The sequence below is a fragment of the Brachymonas moutaii (nom. illeg.) genome (genome assembly GCF_049977365.1).
Lineage (GTDB): Bacteria > Pseudomonadota > Gammaproteobacteria > Burkholderiales > Burkholderiaceae_C > Brachymonas.
Window position 1 is genome coordinate 82280 of record NZ_JBNGEN010000007.1, and the last position, 17871, is coordinate 100150.

The 17871-nt window shown below is 67.6% G+C and carries 10 protein-coding genes; 8 read left to right on the plus strand and 2 right to left on the minus strand.

All coding sequences use genetic code 11. The annotated features are described in order from the left end of the window. Nucleotides 1-192 precede the first annotated feature (192 nt). From ACP2WS_RS09035 to ppc, 6 genes are all read left to right on the plus strand, one after another. Nucleotides 193-1011, plus strand: coding sequence for a (Fe-S)-binding protein (locus ACP2WS_RS09035; RefSeq protein WP_426460483.1), 819 nt, complete (start codon nt 193-195; stop codon nt 1009-1011). Next, nucleotides 1008-1697, plus strand: coding sequence for a LutC/YkgG family protein (locus tag ACP2WS_RS09040; RefSeq protein WP_426460484.1), 690 nt, complete (start codon nt 1008-1010; stop codon nt 1695-1697). The genes ACP2WS_RS09035 and ACP2WS_RS09040 overlap by 4 nt, the downstream gene beginning before the upstream one ends. Further along, nucleotides 1694-3223, plus strand: coding sequence for a LutB/LldF family L-lactate oxidation iron-sulfur protein (locus ACP2WS_RS09045; RefSeq protein WP_426460485.1), 1530 nt, complete (start codon nt 1694-1696; stop codon nt 3221-3223). The genes ACP2WS_RS09040 and ACP2WS_RS09045 overlap by 4 nt, the downstream gene beginning before the upstream one ends. Before the next feature lie 247 nt (nt 3224-3470). Continuing rightward, the gene (locus ACP2WS_RS09050; protein WP_426460486.1) at nt 3471-6239 is read left to right on the plus strand and encodes an FAD-binding and (Fe-S)-binding domain-containing protein; all 2769 of its coding nucleotides are present in this window, start codon (nt 3471-3473) and stop codon (nt 6237-6239) included. 187 nt (nt 6240-6426) lie between these two features. Continuing rightward, complete coding sequence (locus ACP2WS_RS09055; RefSeq protein ID WP_426460487.1) at nt 6427-8247, plus strand: L-lactate permease; 1821 nt, start codon at nt 6427-6429, stop codon at nt 8245-8247. A 143-nt stretch (nt 8248-8390) separates the two neighbouring features. After that, complete coding sequence (gene ppc / locus ACP2WS_RS09060) at nt 8391-11198, plus strand: phosphoenolpyruvate carboxylase (protein WP_426460488.1); 2808 nt, start codon at nt 8391-8393, stop codon at nt 11196-11198. A 192-nt stretch (nt 11199-11390) separates the two neighbouring features. Here the strand turns inward: ppc and ACP2WS_RS09065 are convergent, their stop codons facing one another. Both ACP2WS_RS09065 and ACP2WS_RS09070 read right to left on the minus strand, forming a co-directional pair. After that, a complete protein-coding gene (locus ACP2WS_RS09065; protein WP_426460489.1) occupies nt 11391-13862 on the minus strand; it encodes an adenosylcobalamin-dependent ribonucleoside-diphosphate reductase in 2472 nt (823 codons plus the stop codon). Nucleotides 13863-14322: 460 nt separating this feature from the next. Further along, nucleotides 14323-15579 (minus strand): NAD(P)H-dependent flavin oxidoreductase, encoded by a 1257-nt coding sequence (locus ACP2WS_RS09070; RefSeq protein ID WP_374491732.1) that lies wholly within the window; start codon nt 15577-15579, stop codon nt 14323-14325. A gap of 417 nt (nt 15580-15996) precedes the next feature. On the opposite strand from ACP2WS_RS09070, the gene mnmA reads away from it, so the two are divergent. Together mnmA and ACP2WS_RS09080 are read left to right on the plus strand one after the other, a co-directional pair. Next, on the plus strand, nt 15997-17121 hold the full coding sequence (gene mnmA / locus ACP2WS_RS09075; protein ID WP_374491730.1) for a tRNA 2-thiouridine(34) synthase MnmA: 1125 nt from the start codon (nt 15997-15999) through the stop codon (nt 17119-17121). 160 nt (nt 17122-17281) lie between these two features. Continuing rightward, entirely contained in the window at nt 17282-17677 is a 396-nt protein-coding gene (locus ACP2WS_RS09080; RefSeq protein WP_426460490.1) for a TraR/DksA family transcriptional regulator, read from the plus strand. Nucleotides 17678-17871 lie beyond the last annotated feature (194 nt).

The following is a 17871-nucleotide window of genomic DNA, read 5'->3' on the forward strand; positions in this document are numbered from 1 at the left end:
ATTGGTAAGACCATTCATTTTACCAATGCCGCATGTCTGGTGGCTGAACAGCCTCCGCGCAGAGTGCAAGACAGCTGTCTGAGGGAGGCCATGTGGCGGGATACCGATCGAATTGCGGGATTTCCCTGATTTGACGGCATGGAGTGATTCCCCTACATTCGCGCATCGGATCATTTGTCTTACCAATTTACCATGTCATCCGTTGCTGAAATTGCCGTGCCGTCCCGGCCGCAGGACGTGTACCTGTTTGCCACCTGTGTGGTGGACCAGTTTTTCCCTCAGGCGGGGCTCGATGCCATCACGCTGCTGGAGCGGCTGGGGCTGCGCGTGCATTTCCCCGAGGATCAGACCTGCTGTGGCCAGCCGGCCTACACGAGCGGCCAGCCCGATGCGGCACGGCGCGTGGCGGCGGGCACGCTGGCGCTGTTTCCCGAGCCGTGGCCGGTGATCGTGCCCTCGGGGTCATGTGCCGGCATGATGCGGCACCACTATGTGCGCCTGTTTGCCGACTGCCCGGAGGAGCGGGCGCAGGCCGAGGCGCTGGCGCCGCGCGTGTATGAGCTCACGCAGTTCCTGGTGGAGGTGATGGGCTGGCAGCCGCAGGATGGGGGCGAGCCCTGCACGGTGGTGCTGCATACCTCCTGTTCGGCGCGGCGCGAGATGGGGGTGCACCGCACGGGGCGGGCGCTGCTGGGGGCGCTGGCGGGGGTGACGGTGGCGCAGCAGGATCACGAGTCGGAGTGCTGCGGCTTCGGGGGGACGTTTTCGGTGAAGCAGCCGGAGATTTCGGTGGCGATGGTGGAGGACAAGGTGCGTGCCCTGCAGGCGACGGGCGCATCGGAGGTGGTGAGTGCGGACTGCGGCTGCCTGATGAACATTCTGGGACACGCGGCCTGGAAGGATCGCCAGGAGGGGCGCCGGAGTGCGAGCCTGCCGGGTGAGCACATGGCCAGTTTTCTGCTGCGGCGCACGGCCGGGCAGGGCACGACGCAGGGCGGGGAGGGCGCATGAACGCGAGAGAGCAGATTCTGGGTCGGCTGCGGGCACATCGTCCGGCTGCGCCGGTGTCCGCGCCCGAGGTGGCCGCATGGTATGCGGCGCATCGTCCGGTCACGCCGATGGCCGAGCGGGTGGAGCGTCTGTGCGCGGGGCTGGAGCTGGCCCATGCCGAGGTGCATCGCGTCACGCCGGAGAACTGGGTGGACCGGCTGGCGGAGGTGCTGCAGGCGCGGGCGCTGACGACGCTGCTGGTAGGGCGCGATACCGCCCATGGTGCGCGTGCGGCCGAGGCGCTGGCGGCGCGCGGAGTGATGTGCCCGGGCTACGGGCAGGCGATCGAGCACTGGAAGGAGCGGCTGTTTCACGAGGTGCCGGCGGCCCTGACGGCGGCGCGGGCGGCCATTGCCGAGACTGGCACGCTGGTGCTCTGGCCCGATGCGCGGGAGCCGCGGCTGATGTCGCTGGTGCCGCCGGTGCATGTGGTGCTGGTGGATGCCGCCCGCGTGTATGACACCTTCTACGAGGCGATGGGGGCCGATGGCTGGGCGCATGGGCTGCCGACGAATGCGCTGCTGGTGTCGGGGCCGTCCAAGACGGCGGACATTCAGCAGACGCTGGCCTACGGCGCGCATGGCCCGCGCGAGCTGGTGGTGCTGGTGTGTGCCGCAGACACAGAAACGGAAGGAGCAGGCGCATGACGGCACGCACGACGACGACCGAGCAGGTGCTGGAGTTTCATCCCGCAGCAGGGTTTCGCAAGCGGGCGGGGGCCGTGGTGGCCCATCCGCAGCTGCGCGAGAGCTTCCGGGGGGCGATGGATTTTCTGATGGCCAAGCGCGCGGCCCAGTTTCCCGATGCGGAGGAGCTGGAGAGTCTGCGGGTATTGGGCGAGCGCATTCGCCAGTACAACCTGGCCCGGCTGCCCGATCTGCTGGTGCAGCTGGAGGAGACGCTCACGCGCAATGGGGTGCGGGTGCACTGGGCTTCCACGCCGCAGGAAGCGACGGGCATCATTCTGGACATCTGCCGGACGCACGGAGCGCGGCACATGGTCAAGGGCAAGTCGATGGTGAGCGAGGAGATCGAGCTCAACCATGCGGCGCAGGCCGCTGGCGTGGATGCGCTGGAGTCGGACATGGGCGAGTACATCGTGCAGCTCGCTGGCGAGAAGCCGTCGCACATCATCATGCCCGCCATTCACAAGACGCGCGAGGAGATTGCCCGGCTGTTTGCCGAGCGGATTCCGGGGGTGGACTACACCGACAGTGTGGACGCGCTCATCCAGATCGGGCGGCGCGTGCTGCGGCAGAAGTTCCAGGAGGCGGACATCGGGCTGTCGGGGGTGAACTTCGCGGTGGCCGAGACCGGCACGCTGTGTCTGGTGGAGAACGAGGGCAACGGCCGCATGTGCACCACGGTTCCACCGGTGCACATTGCCGTGACGGGCATCGAGAAGGTGGTGGAGCGGCTCGACCATGTGCCGCCGCTCTACACGCTGCTCACCCGTTCGGCCACGGGGCAGAACATCTCGACGTATTTCAACATGATCTCCGGTCCGCGTCGCGCGGGCGAAAAGGACGGGCCGACCGAGGTGCACCTCGTGCTGCTGGACAACGGACGCACGCAGGCCTACGCCGATGAGCAGCTGCGGGCCACGCTGCAGTGCATCCGCTGCGGTGCCTGCATGAACCACTGCCCCGTCTATGCCCGCATCGGCGGCCATGCCTATGGCACGACCTATCCGGGGCCCATCGGCAAGATCGTGTCGCCGCATCTGCTGGGCATGGAGGCAGCCGGGGGGCTGACCACGGCCTCGTCGCTGTGCGGAGCCTGCGGGGAGGTGTGCCCGGTGCGCATTCCCATTCCCGAGCTGCTGATCCGGCTGCGTGAGGAGCAGTTTTCGGCTCCGCATCCGCATCCGGCGCTGCGCGGGCAGGGGGCAGGCTACAGCGCGTGGGAGGCTGCGATCTGGCGCTGGTGGGCGCGGGTGTATGGCTCGCCGCGGGCGTACCGCGCGGTGTCTTGGCTGACCAGCCGCCTGCGTGCGCTCACCCCGCGCCGGCAGGGGGGCTGGACGCGTGCGCGGGAGCCGATCGTGCCTGCACCACGCCGTCTGCGCGATCTGCTGCAGGCCCGTGAGGCGACTGGGCAGCAGCCGACGGAGAAGGGCAAGAACGCGAGCCTGAATTCCCACAGCAACCCCACGGGATCGTCGGGGAGGTGACGCGCTGCGCTGAGCTGAGGCACCGGGCAGTGTGTTTGCTCCCGTGTCTGCATCGCTGCTTCCTTGCGTTCCTGTATGCCAGATGCCGCTTCTGTGCGAATGGGCTCTCCCGTCGGGTGGCTGTCGGGCTGGCAGCCGCTGCGCTGGATGCCCGGCGTCTTCATGTCGCCACGGTGTGACGGATGCATCGGTTTTTTCATTCACTGATTTCTTGTCCCGGAGCTGAATTCCGGGAGGGTGTGTGCTCATGACTCCTCTGATTTCCGCCCTGCAGGCGGCCCTGCCGGACGGGCAGGTCATCACCGACGATCTGCGTCGTCTGGCCTATGGCACCGACGCGAGTTTCTACCGCCTGATTCCGTCCGTGGTGGTGGTGCTCCAGGACGAGGCGCAGGTGCGCGAGGTGCTGCGCATCGCACAGGCACACACGACCCCCGTGACATTCCGGGCGGCGGGCACCAGCCTGTCGGGACAGGCCGTGACGGACGGCATTCTGGCGCTCGTGGGCGAAGGGTTTGCCACCTATGCGCTCAGCCCGGATGCCGGGGTGGTGCGGCTGGGGCCGTGCATGGTCGGTGGCGAGGTCAACCGGCGCCTGGCGCCGCACGGGCGCAAGATCGGGCCCGATCCGGCTTCGATCGGGGCGGCCCGCATCGGGGGCATCGCCGCCAACAATGCGTCTGGCATGTGCTGCGGCACCGCCCAGAACAGCTACCGCACGCTCGCAGGACTGCGCCTCATGCTGGCCGACGGCACGGTGCTCGATACCGAGGACGCAGCGAGCGTGACGGCCTTCCGGCAGTCGCATGCGGCGCTGCTCGACGGGCTTGCGGCGCTGGCGCGCGAGACGCAGGCCGACGTGGCGCTTGCCGAGCGCATCCGGCGCAAGTTCCGCATCAAGAACACCACGGGCTACAGCCTCAATGCGCTGGTGGATTTCGAGGACCCCGTGGACATTCTGGCGCACCTGATGATCGGCTCCGAGGGAACGCTGGGCTTTCTGTCGCGCATCAGCTACCGCACGGTGGTGGAAGATCCCTGCAAGGCGTCGGCGCTGGTGTTCTTTCCGGACATCCGCACGGCCTGCGAGGCGGTGGTGCGGCTCAAGAGCCAGCCGGTATCGGCCGTGGAGCTGCTCGACCGGCCAGCCCTGCATTCGGTCGAGAACAAGCCGGGTCTGCCAGCCGGTCTGCGGGCGCTGGGCGAGGAGGCGGCGGCGCTGCTGATCGAAGTGCGGGCGGGCGATGCCGCACGGCTCGCCGAGTACATCGACGCCGTGGAGCAGGCCCTCGTGGGCGTGCCCACGGTGGAGCCTGTGGCCTTTTCGACCGATGCCTCGCTGTGCGAGACCTACTGGAAGGTGCGCAAGGGCACTTTCCCGGCCGTGGGGGCCATGCGCCGCACGGGCACCACGGTGCTGATCGAGGATGTGGCCTTTCCGCTGCCGCGGCTCGCCGATGCCACGCTCGAACTGCAGGCGCTGCTGCGCCACCACGGCTACCACGAGGCCATCATCTTCGGCCACGCGCTGGAGGGCAATCTGCACTTCGTGATCACGCAGGATTTTGGCGATCCGGCCGAGATCGACCGCTACGCCCGGTTCATGGATGCGCTGTGCAACATGGTGGTGCACACCTACGACGGCTCGCTCAAGGCCGAACACGGCACGGGCCGCAACATGGCCCCCTTTGTGGAGCTGGAGTGGGGAGCTGCAGCCATGGGGCTGATGCGACGCATCAAGGCCCTGTGCGATCCGGCCGGGCTGCTCAATCCCGGCGTGATCCTCAACGACGATCCGCAGGCCCATCTGCAGCACCTCAAGCCCATGCCGGCAGCCGATGACCTGGTCGATCGCTGCATCGAGTGCGGATTCTGCGAGCCGCTGTGCCCCTCGTTCCGACTCACCCTGAGTCCCCGCCAGCGCATCACCAGCGTGCGTGAGCTGGCCCGGCGTGCGGATGCCGGCGAGCCGGCTGGCAGCCTGGGGGACGACTATCCCTACATGGGACTTGATACCTGTGCCGCCTGCGGGCTCTGTGCCACGGCCTGTCCGGTGGGGATCGACACGGGCGCGCTCACCCGGCGCCTGCGCGGCCAGCGGCTCGAAGGGGTGGCTCGGACTGCCACGGTCTGGGCCGGGGAGCACATCGGGGTGCTGGCTGGCGTGGCCCGCACGGGGCTGCGTGCGGGGCATGCCGTATCGGCAGTGGTGGGAGATGCCGCAATGTCGCGCCTGAGTGCCGGGCGCTGGAAATCCGGCATGCCCCATCCCGGGCGGGCTCCGCTGCAGCGCGGCGGGGCGGGGGATCCGGTGGTGTACTTCCCCACCTGTGGCACACGCATCTTCGGGCCGACGGGGCAGGACGCCCAGCAGGCCGACGTGATCGACACCCTGCTGCGCCGCGCGGGCTATCACCCCATCGTGCCGGAGGGGGTGGAGCGCCTGTGCTGCGGACAGATGCTGGCCAGCAAGGGGCTGGCCGAGGAGGCCGAAACCATGGCGCAGCGGCTCGAAGAGGCTCTGCACACGGCATCGGACGGCGGACGCATCCCGATCGTCATGGACGCGAGTGCCTGCACGGTGCGCATGCAGCAGCATCTGGCCGGGCGGCTGCCGGTGTACGACTTTCACGAGTTCGCGCACGATGCGCTGCTGCCGCGCCTCATGGTCACCCGCCAGCCCGGCCCCGTGGCCCTGCATCTCAACTGCAGCGTGCGCCGTGCCGGCAGCGAAGCCAGGCTGCGCGCCCTGGTGCAGGCCTGCGTCGAGGAGGTCATCGAGCCGGCCGGTGTGACCTGCTGCGGCTTCGGGGGCGACCGCGGCTTTGCGGTGCCCGAGCTCAATCACCACGCGCTGCGCCATGTGCACGAGGCCCTGCCTGCGGCCTGTGCCTGCGGCGTCTCCACCAACCGCACCTGCGAGATCGGCCTCACGGCCGAGACCGGCAGGCCCTACCGCTCGGTGGCCTACCTGCTCGAAGCGTGCACACGCAAGGAGGACGCCATGCCCTGCTGAGGAGGACAAGGAGACAACCCAGAAGGCCGGCCCCGGAGGAGCTTATTCCCGGGAGTCGGTCCATCACCAGACCCCACTCCGCCTGCCGCCCGAGGGCGCAGGCCATGTCCCGGACCGGGGCGCATGCCGACAGACACGCTGCGTCGACCCCCTGACCGTGGACCGCTTTTCTCATAAGGACCATTCCATGACCTGGCAAATGAATGTCGACCCGCTCGGCCACATTGGCCTCTCGGCCCTCGTGGCCGCGGTGCCGATCGTCTTTCTGTTCTGGGCGCTGGCCATCCGCCGCATGAAGGGGCACTACGCGGCCCTGGGCGGCACGGCGCTGGCACTGCTCATTGCGCTCACTGTGTACGGCATGCCGGTGCAGTATGCGGCGCTGTCCACGCTGTATGGCGGAGCCTTCGGGCTGTTCCCGGTGTGCTGGATCGTCATCACGGCACTCTTCATCTACAACATGTCGGTCAAGACCGGGCAGTTCGAGGTCATCAAGAATTCGCTCGCCTCCATCACCGACGACCGCCGCCTGCAGGCGCTGCTGATCGCCTTCTCCTTCGGGGCCTTCATCGAGGGAGCGGCCGGTTTCGGCACGCCCGTGGCCATCACGTCGGCCATGCTGGCGGGGCTGGGCTTCAATCCCCTCTATGCTGCGAGCCTGTGCCTGTTCGCCAACACGGCCCCCGTGGCCTGGGGAGCCATCGGCATTCCCATCGTGGTGGGAGGTCAGGTGGCCGGTATTCCCGACCTGGCCCTGAGCCAGATGGTGGGGCGCACGCTGCCCTTCCTGAGCCTGTGCGTGCCCATGTATCTGGTGGTGCTGATGGCGGGCTGGAAGAAGGGACTCGAAGTGTGGCCAGCCTGCCTCGTGAGCGGAGGCTCGTTTGCCGTGGCGCAGTATTTCTCGGCCAATTCGCCGCTGACCGCACCGCTGCTGCCCGACCTGATTGCCTCCATCGCCTCCATCGTCTGCACCGTGGTGTTCCTGCACTTCTGGCACCCGAAGGAGAGCTGGCACTTTGCCGACGAACCGCGCCGCCAGGGCAAGGAGCAGCTGCGTTACACGGGTGGACAGATCTTCCGTGCCTGGGCACCCTTCATCATCCTGTCGCTGTTCGTCTGTGCCTGGGGCATCAAGCCCGTCAGCCAGGCGCTCGACCAGATCACCAAGCAGGTGTTCGATTTCTCGCTGCCCATCGCGGGGCTCGACAAGATGGTCATCGACCAGGCCGGCAAGGCCAAGCCTGCCGTGTTCAAGCTCAACGTGCTCAGCGCCGCCGGTACCGCCATCCTGTTTGCCTGGTTCTTCTCGATCGCCGTCATGGGGGCCTCGCTCCGAACCGCTGCCGGGGTGGCACGCGACACGCTGCGCACGCTGGCCTGGCCCATCGTGACCATCGCCACCATCCTGGGCTTTGCCTACATCATGAACTTCTCGGGCATGGCCATCACGCTCGGTCATGCCATCGCCCACACCGGGGCGGCCTTCCCCTTCTTTGCCGCGCTGCTCGGCTGGCTCGGCGTGTTCATGACCGGCTCGGATACCTCCACCAACGCGCTGTTCGGCAAGCTGCAGGCGGTCACCGCCGACAAGCTCGGCATCGATCCCGTCATCACCATGTCGGCCAACACCTGCGGTGGCGTGTGCGGCAAGATGATTTCCCCGCAGTCGATCTCGGTAGCCACCGGCTCCACCGGCATGGTCGGGCGCGAGTCGGAAATCTTCCGCTTCACCTTCAAGCACTCCATCTTCATGGCCGCCATCGTCGGTGGCATGCATCTGCTGTGGGCCTACGTGTTCCCTGGCATCGTGCCGAGCTATGTCAGGCCCGTGGCGGCGGCAGCTGCTGCCGTGGCCAAGACTGCGCAGGCGGCCATCAATCCGCAGGGGCTGATGTGGCTGGCGGTCTTCGTGGGCATCATCACCCTCGTGACCGTGGCTGCACGCACCCTGGGAGCGCGGCTCGAAGCCCCGGTGGAGGGGCATGACGAGGTGCATTTCCACTGATCCACCATGCCGGTGCAGCGACTGGCCCCCTCGCGGGCCAGAAGCGGCCGGGTTCCGGGCCCGTCGGGAGGTTGCGCGCCACCCGGCGGGCCCTGTGCTGTCCGTGTGTCCATTTGCATGTTTGCCATCCGAAAGGCCGTTCCATGTCTTCGTCCCTGACCGATGATTTTCCTTGCCCCACTCCCGAGGCGGCACGCAAGAATGACCCCCTGCGACACGACATCCGCCTGCTGGGGCGGGTGCTGGGCGACACCGTGCGCGAGCAGGAGGGCGATGCCGTGTTTGCGCTCGTGGAGCATGTGCGGCAGACCGCCGTGCACTTTGCCCGCCATGGCGATCCGGCCACCCGTGATGCGCTCTCGGCCCTGCTCGATCCCCTGGGGCCTGATACCACCCAGACCGTGGTGCGTGCCTTCAGCTTCTTCCTGCAGCTGGCCAACATCGCGGAGGATGCCCACCATATACGCCGCCGCCGGGCCCATGGCATGGCGGCGTCCCCTCCCCGCGCGGGGAGTCTCGCCCATGCGCTCGACACGCTCGTGGCGGCCGGAGTGTCCCGGGCAGCGGTCGCTGACTTCTTTGCACGTGCCCTCATCGTGCCCGTGCTCACGGCCCACCCCACCGAGGTGCGGCGCCAGAGCCTCATGCGCAACCACCGGGCCATTGCCCGGCTGCTCGATGCACGCGACCGCCAGGCCCTGACCCCCGAAGAGCAGGCGGAGCACGATGTGGCCCTGTACGACACCGTGCTGACGCTGTGGCAGTCGCGCATGCTGCGGCCGGCACGGCTGCGGGTGATCGACGAAATCCACAACGGCATCGCCTGGTTCGGCCAGACCTTCTTTACCGAGCTGCCGCATCTGTATGCCGAAACCGCACGGCTGCTCGCCATCCACTATCCAGACGGCGCATGGACCTTGCCGCCGTTCTTGCGCATCGGCAGCTGGATCGGGGGCGACCGGGACGGCAACCCCCACGTCGATGCCGGCATTCTGCGCGAAGCCCTGCATCTGCAGTCCGCCGCGGCCTGCACCCACTACCTCGACGAGGTGCATGCCCTGGGCGAGGAGCTCTCCCTGTCCGACCGGCTGGTCGGCATCTCGCCCGCCCTGCGTGCGCTCGCCAACGCTTCCCCCGACCATTCGCCCCAGCGGGCCGACGAACCCTATCGCCGCGCACTCGCCGGCATCCACGCACGCCTGGAGGCCACGGTGCAGACGCTGGAGCAGGGCGCCGCATCGGCGGCGGCATCGGGCAGTGTCCCTACAGCCCTGGCGGTGCAGCCCTATGCCTGCCCAGAAGACCTGCGCGCCGAGCTGGAAGTGCTGGCCGATTCGCTGCGCACCCATGGCAGTGCCCGTCTGGCAGACGGACGGCTGCGGCGCCTGATCCGGGCCGTGCAGGTCTTTGGCTTCCATCTCGCCTCGCTCGATCTGCGGCAGAACGCCGACGTGCACGCCCGCACCGTGGCCGAGCTGCTGGCGCGCGCGGGGCGTTGTGCCGACTACGCCCGCCTTGACGAGGACGCCCGTGTGGCCCTGCTGGTGGAGGAAATCACCAGTCCGCGTCCGCTCCACGCTCCCTGGCTGCCCTATGGGGAGGAGACGCGCGGAGAGCTGGCCATCTTTCTGGCGGCCCGCGAACTGCGCGAACGCCATGGACACGCGGCCCTGCCACACTGCATCATCTCCAAGACCGACGCCGTCTCCGATGTGCTCGAAGTGGCGCTGCTGCTCAAGGAGGCGGGCCTGCTGCTGCCCGGCAACACGCCCCGGCTCGGCATGGACATCATTCCGCTGTTCGAGACCATCGACGACCTGCGCCGCAGCGCCGGCATCATGGAGGCGCTGCTGGATCTGCCGGCCTATCGCGCCCTGCTGGCGAGTCGACACGACGGGCAGGAAGTCATGCTCGGCTACTCCGACAGCAACAAGGACGGCGGATTCCTCACCTCGGGCTGGGAGCTGTACCAGGCCGAGCAGGCCCTGACGCGCGTGTTCCAGGCACGGGGAGTGCGGCTGCGGCTGTTCCATGGCCGGGGCGGTTCGGTGGGCAGGGGAGGGGGCCCCGCCTACCATGCCATCCTGGCGCAGCCCCCGGGAGCGGTCGATGGGCAGATCCGCCTCACCGAACAGGGCGAAACCATCTCGGCCAAATACGGCAATCCTGACACCGGGCGTCGCAACCTCGAAGTGCTGCTTGCAGCCACGCTGGAGGCCAGCCTGACCGATGCCGAGAACCGTGTCACGCCGGTCGAGGTCTTTCATCCCGTCATGGAACGGCTCTCTGCACTGGCCTTTGCGGCCTATCGCGGTTTGGTGTACGACACGCCGGGCTTCGAGGTCTACTTCCGGCAGTCCACGGTCGTGGCCGAGATCGCGGCTCTCAACATCGGCAGCCGGCCAGCTTCGCGCACCGCCTCGGCACGCATCGAGGACCTGCGCGCCATTCCCTGGGTGTTCAGCTGGACGCAGTGTCGTCTCATGCTGCCAGGCTGGTATGGATTCGGGGCAGCGGTACAGGGCTATCTGGCCGAGGTGCCCGACGGGCTCGACATCCTCCGACACATGGCGCGCACCTGGCCCTTCTTTCGCGGGCTGCTCTCCAGCATGGACATGGTGCTTGCCAAGTCCGACCTCGCCATGGCCTCGCGCTATGCCGAGCTGGTGGACGATGCAGCCCTGCGCACGCGCATCTTCGAGTGCATCCGCGCCGAATGGACGCGCACCCGCCACTTCCTGCTGCAGATCCTGGAGCAGGACGAGCTGCTTGCCGCAGATCCTCTCCTGCGCGAATCGCTGCGGCTGCGTGCCCCGTATCTCGACGCACTCAACCATCTCCAGGTCGAGCTGCTGCTGCGACACCGTGCGGGCGAGACCGACGAGCGCGTGGCGCGCGGCATCCATCTCACCATCAACGGCATCGCCTCCGGTCTGCGCAATACCGGCTGAGGCGAGCGACCCGGCGCAGCGGAGCCGGCACCCCTGCGGCTGCAGCCTGCAGCCTGTGGCGCCTCATGCGCCACGGCCTTCCGCAGGGGAAGGCCGTGGGCGTCATGTCATGCCATGGCTCCCTGCGCAGGGATGCCATGGCGTGCGTGCCGTGCCACCCCGCAAGGGGTGACCGGCCGGGCAGGGGGTGGATCAGCCGCAGCTGCCCACGAAGCCACACTGCGTGCAGTAGTCGCAGCCGTCCTTGCGGATCATGGCGTGCGCACCGCATTCAGGGCACTTCTTGCCGGCCATCACCGGCAGGGCCATCTGCTCGGTCATGGTGGGCGTGTGATTGGGCGAGGGGGCGTCCAGGTTCTGCAGTGGGAGCTCCATCTGGCTGCGCTCGGCGATCAGGTTCTGGATTGCGTAGGCAATCGCCGCCACCTCCGAATCGTGCCAGCGCGGCACCAGCGTGCCGTCGGCCTTCTGGTAGGTGCCCAGGCGCACCGGGCCGCGGTCCCATGCCACCTTGCGCAGGTCCGACAGCGAGCGGTCCAGGAAGCCGCCACGGGCGGCCAGCGACAGGGCCCGCATGGTGGAGGTGATCCACTGCTGCGATTCGCTGCTCTGGCCCACCGGCATGAAGAACTCGATCGCGCGCTCCACCGTGCGGCCGTCCTCGGTCTCGATCGGCATGAAGCTCACGATCAGGTACAGGCGCTTCTTGCCTTCCTGCGTCCAGTATTCGATCTTCTCGGCCACGGCATTGAGCGCGCCCTTGGGCCGGCTCTCGATGACCACGCGCATCGGGTCGATCGGCGCATGGGCCGCAATGGCCGCCACTGCCTCCGGACGGGCCGCTTCCTCGGCCTTGGGCGCAGGAGTGGCTTCGAGCACGGCCCCGAGAATGTTGTTCGGACGGTAGGTGGCCAGTCCCTTGAGCCCCGCGCGCCAGGCGTGGTGGTACAGGTCCTTGAAGTCGTCGTAGGGGTAGTCGGCCGGAATGTTGACCGTCTTGGAAATGGAGGTGTCGATATACGGCTGCACGGCCTGCATCATGGCCACGTGGTCGGCCGCGCTCATCTCCAGCGCCGACACGAAGCTCTCGGGCAGGGGCGCATCCGCTCCCTTGAGGGCATGGTAGAGGCGGTAGGCGTGGTCCTCGACCGTGTACTCGCTCTTGCTGCCGTCGCTTTCGCGCTTCCTGCGTGTGTAGGTCCAGGAGAAGGCCGGCTCGATGCCGTTGGAGGCATTGTCGGCAAACGCCAGGCTCACGGTGCCCGTCGGGGCGATCGACAGCAGATGGCTGTTGCGCAGGCCGTACTTGCGGATGTCGGCCTGGATGTCCTCGGGCAGACGGCTGGCAAAGCTTTCGCTGCCCAGGTAGTCCTTGGCGTCGAACTTGGGGAACGGTCCCTTCTCGCGGGCCAGATCCACCGACGCGCGGTAGGCGGCATTGCGCATGCGCTCGGCAATGAGCGCAGCCATGGCGCGGCCTTCCTCGCGGTCGTAGCGCAGTCCCAGCATGGACAGCGTATTGCCCAGCCCGGTGAAGCCCACGCCGATGCGGCGCTTGGAGGCGCTTTCTGCGCGCTGCTGTTCCAGCGGCCAGAACGTCACGTCGAGCACGTTGTCGAGTGCGCGCACCTGCACGGCCACACTGCGCTCGAAGGCCTCGAAATCGAATTCCGCCGTCCCGCCCACATGGAACGCATGCCGCACGAAACGCGGCAGGATGATGGGGCCCAGGTCGCAGCAGCCGTAGCTCGGCAGGGGCTGCTCGCCGCAAGGATTGGTCGCCGCAATGGTCTCGCAGTACGAGAGATTGTTGTCGCGGTTGATCTGGTCGAGGAACAGGATGCCCGGCTCGGCAAAGTCGTAGGCCGAGGTCATGATGGTGTCCCACAGTTCGCGGGCGGGCACCTTGCGGTAGACCCACTTGCCGTCGTCACGCAGGTAGCCGCCGTCGTCGAGCACCTTCTGGCCGGGGCGGGCCTTGTGCACCAGTTCCCAGTCGGCGTCGTCGGTGACGGCCTGCATGAAGGCATCGCTCACGCCGACAGACACGTTGAAGTTGTTCCAGCGTCCGGGGGTGCGCTTGGCCGTGATGAAGTCGAGCACGTCCGGGTGATCGATGCGCAGCACGCCCATCTGGGCACCCCGGCGGGCGCCGGCGGACTCGACCGTGGAGCAGCTCTGGTCGAAGACGTTGATGTAGCTGCACGGGCCGCTGGCGATAGAGTGCGTGCCCTTGACCTCGGCTCCCTTGGGACGGATGCGGCTGAAGTCATAGCCCACGCCGCCGCCGCGGCGCATGGTCTCGGCCGCCTCGCGCAGCGCCTCGTAGATGCCGGGATAGCCTTCGGCATCCACGCCCTGGATGCAGTCGCCCACGGGCTGCACGAAGCAGTTGATGAGGGTGGCCTGGATGGCGGTGCCGGCCGCGCTCATGATGCGGCCTGCCCCGATCGCGCCGGCGCGCAGGTTGTCGAGGAAGCGGGCTTCCCACTCGGGGCGCAGCTCTGCTTTCTCGGCCCCGGCGAGCGCACGGGCCACGCGGCGGTAAATGTCCTCGGCCGTGGATTCGCCCTCCTTGCAGTATTTTTCGTGCAGGACGTCCAGGCTGATGTGCTGGGCGGGCAGGGCGGGGGAATTCTCGGGAGTGCGTGCAGCAGTGTCCATGTCGGGGTACATCGGAATAAGGGAAAAATCGGGTGAATGGCTGGCGCGGTCGCCAGGGGACGGCGCAACGGCTGCATGCCCTGCAGAGGCACGGTGCTTCCGCCTCAGGAGGGCCGGAGAGTCCGTGCAGCGGGATCGCAAACCGTCAGATCAGGGCGCCAGTTTAGCGGTTCCGGGATCGCTGAGTCGCCCGAAATTTTCAGGTCGAACCCGGGCATCCGCTGAATGCCGCGCCCCGTCTGGCTTGCCGCCGAATGGCCGCTTTTTGGGGGCGGACAAAAAACCACAGGATCCATGCAGGCATCGGCCCCCGCGTTGACAGAAAGTCGTTTTGCGGTATGGGGCACATGCAGCCCGCTCGGTCCAGCCAAAAAACAAGGCGCCGGACATGCGCCCGTGCGCCTTGGGGGCCGCGCCAGGCACGATCAAGTGGCCTGTGCGGGGAGGGGAGAGATCGGGGTCAGACGCCCACGGGGCGCTTGCCTGCGAGCATCCACTCCATGAGTTCCTGGACGCTGCGGATCTGGTTGCCGAAGGGCAGGCGGCCCGCACCGCGGAAGAACAGGCCCTTCTGCACCTCGCCCTTGACGGCATGGCCCAGCTGCTTGTCGATGCAGAACTGTCCCATGTCGGACTTGCCGTCGCGCAGGCCGCAGTGGGCCAGGCAGTCGAAGGCCATGTTGCAGCGTTTTTCGTGGGCCACGGCCTGGAGCTTGGGTTCGATGCGCAGGTACTTGTCGAGCCACGGAGTGCGCACGGCGCGTGCGGGGAGCCCCGCCACGCTCACGAATTCGACGATGTCCTCGGGCTTGGCGTTGGCCAGCACGCTCTTGAATTCGGCGTCGGCGTCGCTCTCGCGCGTCACGGCAAAGGCGGTGCCCATCTGCACGGCATCGGCCCCCAGATCCTGCATGCGCTGCAGGTCTTCATGGCTCTCGATGCCGCCTGCCGCGATCAGCGGAATGTGGCGTTCGTAGCCGGCGCTCTTGAAGAATTCGCGCACGGCCGGCAGAACGTTCTGGAACTCGAAGCGCTCATGGTTCAGGTCCGAGACCCGCGAGGCGCCCAGGTGGCCCCCGGCGAGGCGGGGATGCTCGATCACGATGGCATCGGGCAGGCGGCCGCGCTTTTCCCACTTCTTGACGATCAGCTGCACGCCCCGTGCGTCCGACAGGATGGGGATGAGCGCTGTCTTGGGGAAGTCCTTGGCCAGCTCGGGCAGATCCAGCGGCAGGCCCGCGCCCACCACCAGGGCGTCCACCCCGGCTTCGAGCGAGGCGCGGACGTAGCCGGCATAGGCACTCAGGGCCTTCATGATGTTGACGGCCACCATGCCCAGGCCTTCGGAGAGCTGGCGGGCCCGCGCGATCTCGCGGCGCAGGGCTTCGTAGTTGGCAGCCTCGATGATCGCCTTGGCGGGGCCGGTGTCGCGGGCCTTTTCGTGTGGGGCGGTTTCTTCCATCAGGTCGGGATGGAGACGGCGCAGGTCGATGGACGAGATGGTGCCCATGGCGCCCATGCGGGCCACCGTGCCGGCCAGGCCGCCAGCGGAAATGCCCACGCCCATGCCGCCCTGGACAACCGGGAGCACGGTCTTGCCGGCGACCGTCAGCAGCTTGAGACCCGACTGCAGGGCCATGGCGCGCAGGCGATCGGCAATGGCCGTGGCTTCGGACACGGCGGATTGGACAGGAGAGGGAATGGCAACGGAGGTCATGTCGGAACGGTCGAACTGGCGAAAGGGGAAGCGGCGACACCCCGGGCCTTCCGGGGCACGCGCCCGGGCTGACAGCGCCGGGTGCATGACAGGGCATGCATCCGGTTTCCACAGGGGGATGCGCAGGACGCAGGCAGGGAGAGGAAGGGCAATGGGGGTGTCTCGACCCGTGGGCTCCGGGGACTGGGGAGCCAGGCCACTGGAAGCGAGCTGAAAAAATTTCAGCCCATCGGGAGTTCATGTGAGAAAACTGAGTGGACTATTGTCGCGTGTCCGACACGCTTTGTCGACTTTGCCCTATAGGTATTCCGTCAACAGGGGCTTGTCTGAGGGTAAAGCGAGACAGTGCAGCGCTGCCAGCGGCATCGGGGCCCGCCCTGCGCCGGGCCTGCAGGACCCATGGGGGCAACTGCGATAATGGCGCCCATGACCAAACAGCGTATCGTGGTGGGCCTCTCGGGTGGAGTCGATTCCGCCGTCACGGCCTACCTGCTCAAGCAACAGGGCCACGAAGTGGTCGGCATCTTCATGAAGAACTGGGAGGATGACGACGACAGCGAGTACTGTTCCTCCAATGTGGATTTCGTCGATGCCGCTGCCGTGGCGGATGTGCTGGGCATCGAGATCGAGCACGTCAACTTCGCGGCCGAGTACCGCGACCGTGTCTTTGCCGAATTCCTGCGCGAGTACCAGGCGGGCCGCACCCCCAATCCGGACGTGCTGTGCAACGCCGAGATCAAGTTCAAGGCCTTTCTCGACCATGCCATGCGCCTCGGGGCCGACCGCATCGCCACCGGCCACTATGCCCGTGTGCGCACGCGGGCCGAAGACGGCCAGGTGGAGCTGCTCAAGGGCGTCGATCCCGCCAAGGACCAGAGCTATTTCCTGCACCGCCTGACCCAGGCCCAGCTGCGCCGGGCCCTGTTTCCCGTGGGGGAGCTGCTCAAGACCGAGGTGCGCCGCATCGCCGCCGAGATCGGCCTGCCCAATGCCCGCAAGAAGGATTCCACCGGGATCTGCTTCATCGGCGAGCGGCCGTTCCGCGAGTTTCTCAATCGCTATCTCGCAAGCAAGCCGGGCCCGATCAAGGACGAGAAGGGGCGCACCATCGGGCGGCACATGGGGCTGTCCTTCTACACCCTCGGCCAGCGGCAGGGACTGGGCATCGGCGGCATCCGCGACAAGGGCGCTCCGCGTGGCGGCGGCGACCATGCCCCCTGGTTCGTGGCCCGCAAGGACATGGCCACCAACACCCTCTACGCCGTGCAGGGGCACGACCATCCGTGGCTGCTGTCGCAGACCCTGCAGGCCGACCAGCTGAGCTGGTGCGCGGGGCATCCGCCCATGGCCGCCACCTCGTCTGCCGGCTTCACCGCCAAGACCCGCTATCGGCAGGCCGATGCGCCCTGCACGCCGTCGCTGCGGGCCGACGGCACCCTGCAGCTCGACTTTGCCGAGTCGCAGTGGGCCGTCACACCAGGGCAGAGTGCCGTGCTCTACGACGGCGAGGTCTGTCTCGGCGGCGGCATCATCACCGCCTGAAGCGGGTGGCGATTCTGCCGGGGGCTGATGCAGGTCATCTTCGGCAGGGGCGCCGCCGTGGGCTGTGGCAATCGTCGTTACACTGTCCAGTGAAGCATCCCACGCGGACAGGGCAGGAGCACGTCTTCTGCCCCGCCGCCAACGACTACGGAGTATTTCCATGAGCAAACACCTCACCGCCGCGCAGCTGACCGAACTCAAGACCCTGCTCGAAGCCCGCAAGGCCACCATCGAAGCCCGTCTGCAGGAGGTGCAGGAAGGCCAGAGCCGCTCCGACCACGCCCGCGAGATTCTGCTGCAGGACAGCGATGACCTTTCGCACCGCGCCTCCGACCGCGAGGTCGATCTGGTGGCCAGCGACATGGGCTCGGTCGATCTGGCGCGCATCGACGCCGCCCTCGAACGCATGAAGAATGGAACCTACGGCTACTGCGACGAATGCGGCTGCGAGATTCCCTACGCCCGCCTCAAGCTCGAACCGCAGACCCAGCACTGTGTGGCCTGCAAGGGCCGCTGGGAAAAGCGCACCGCCGCCGTGCCCGACGCGCGCATGTGATCCATTCCCGCTGCTGACGGCGCGACTGCCGCGCATCGGCGCATGCATTCGTGCCGTCGCACCGCAAAGAGCAAAGGGGCCGCAGATGCGGCCCCTTTGCTTGGACAGTGTCCCGCAGACATGCAGGGCAGACGGGTAAATGGGCGGGAGAAGGCCTCCACCTCCACCGGACGCGCTGCCGAGTGGGAACAGGC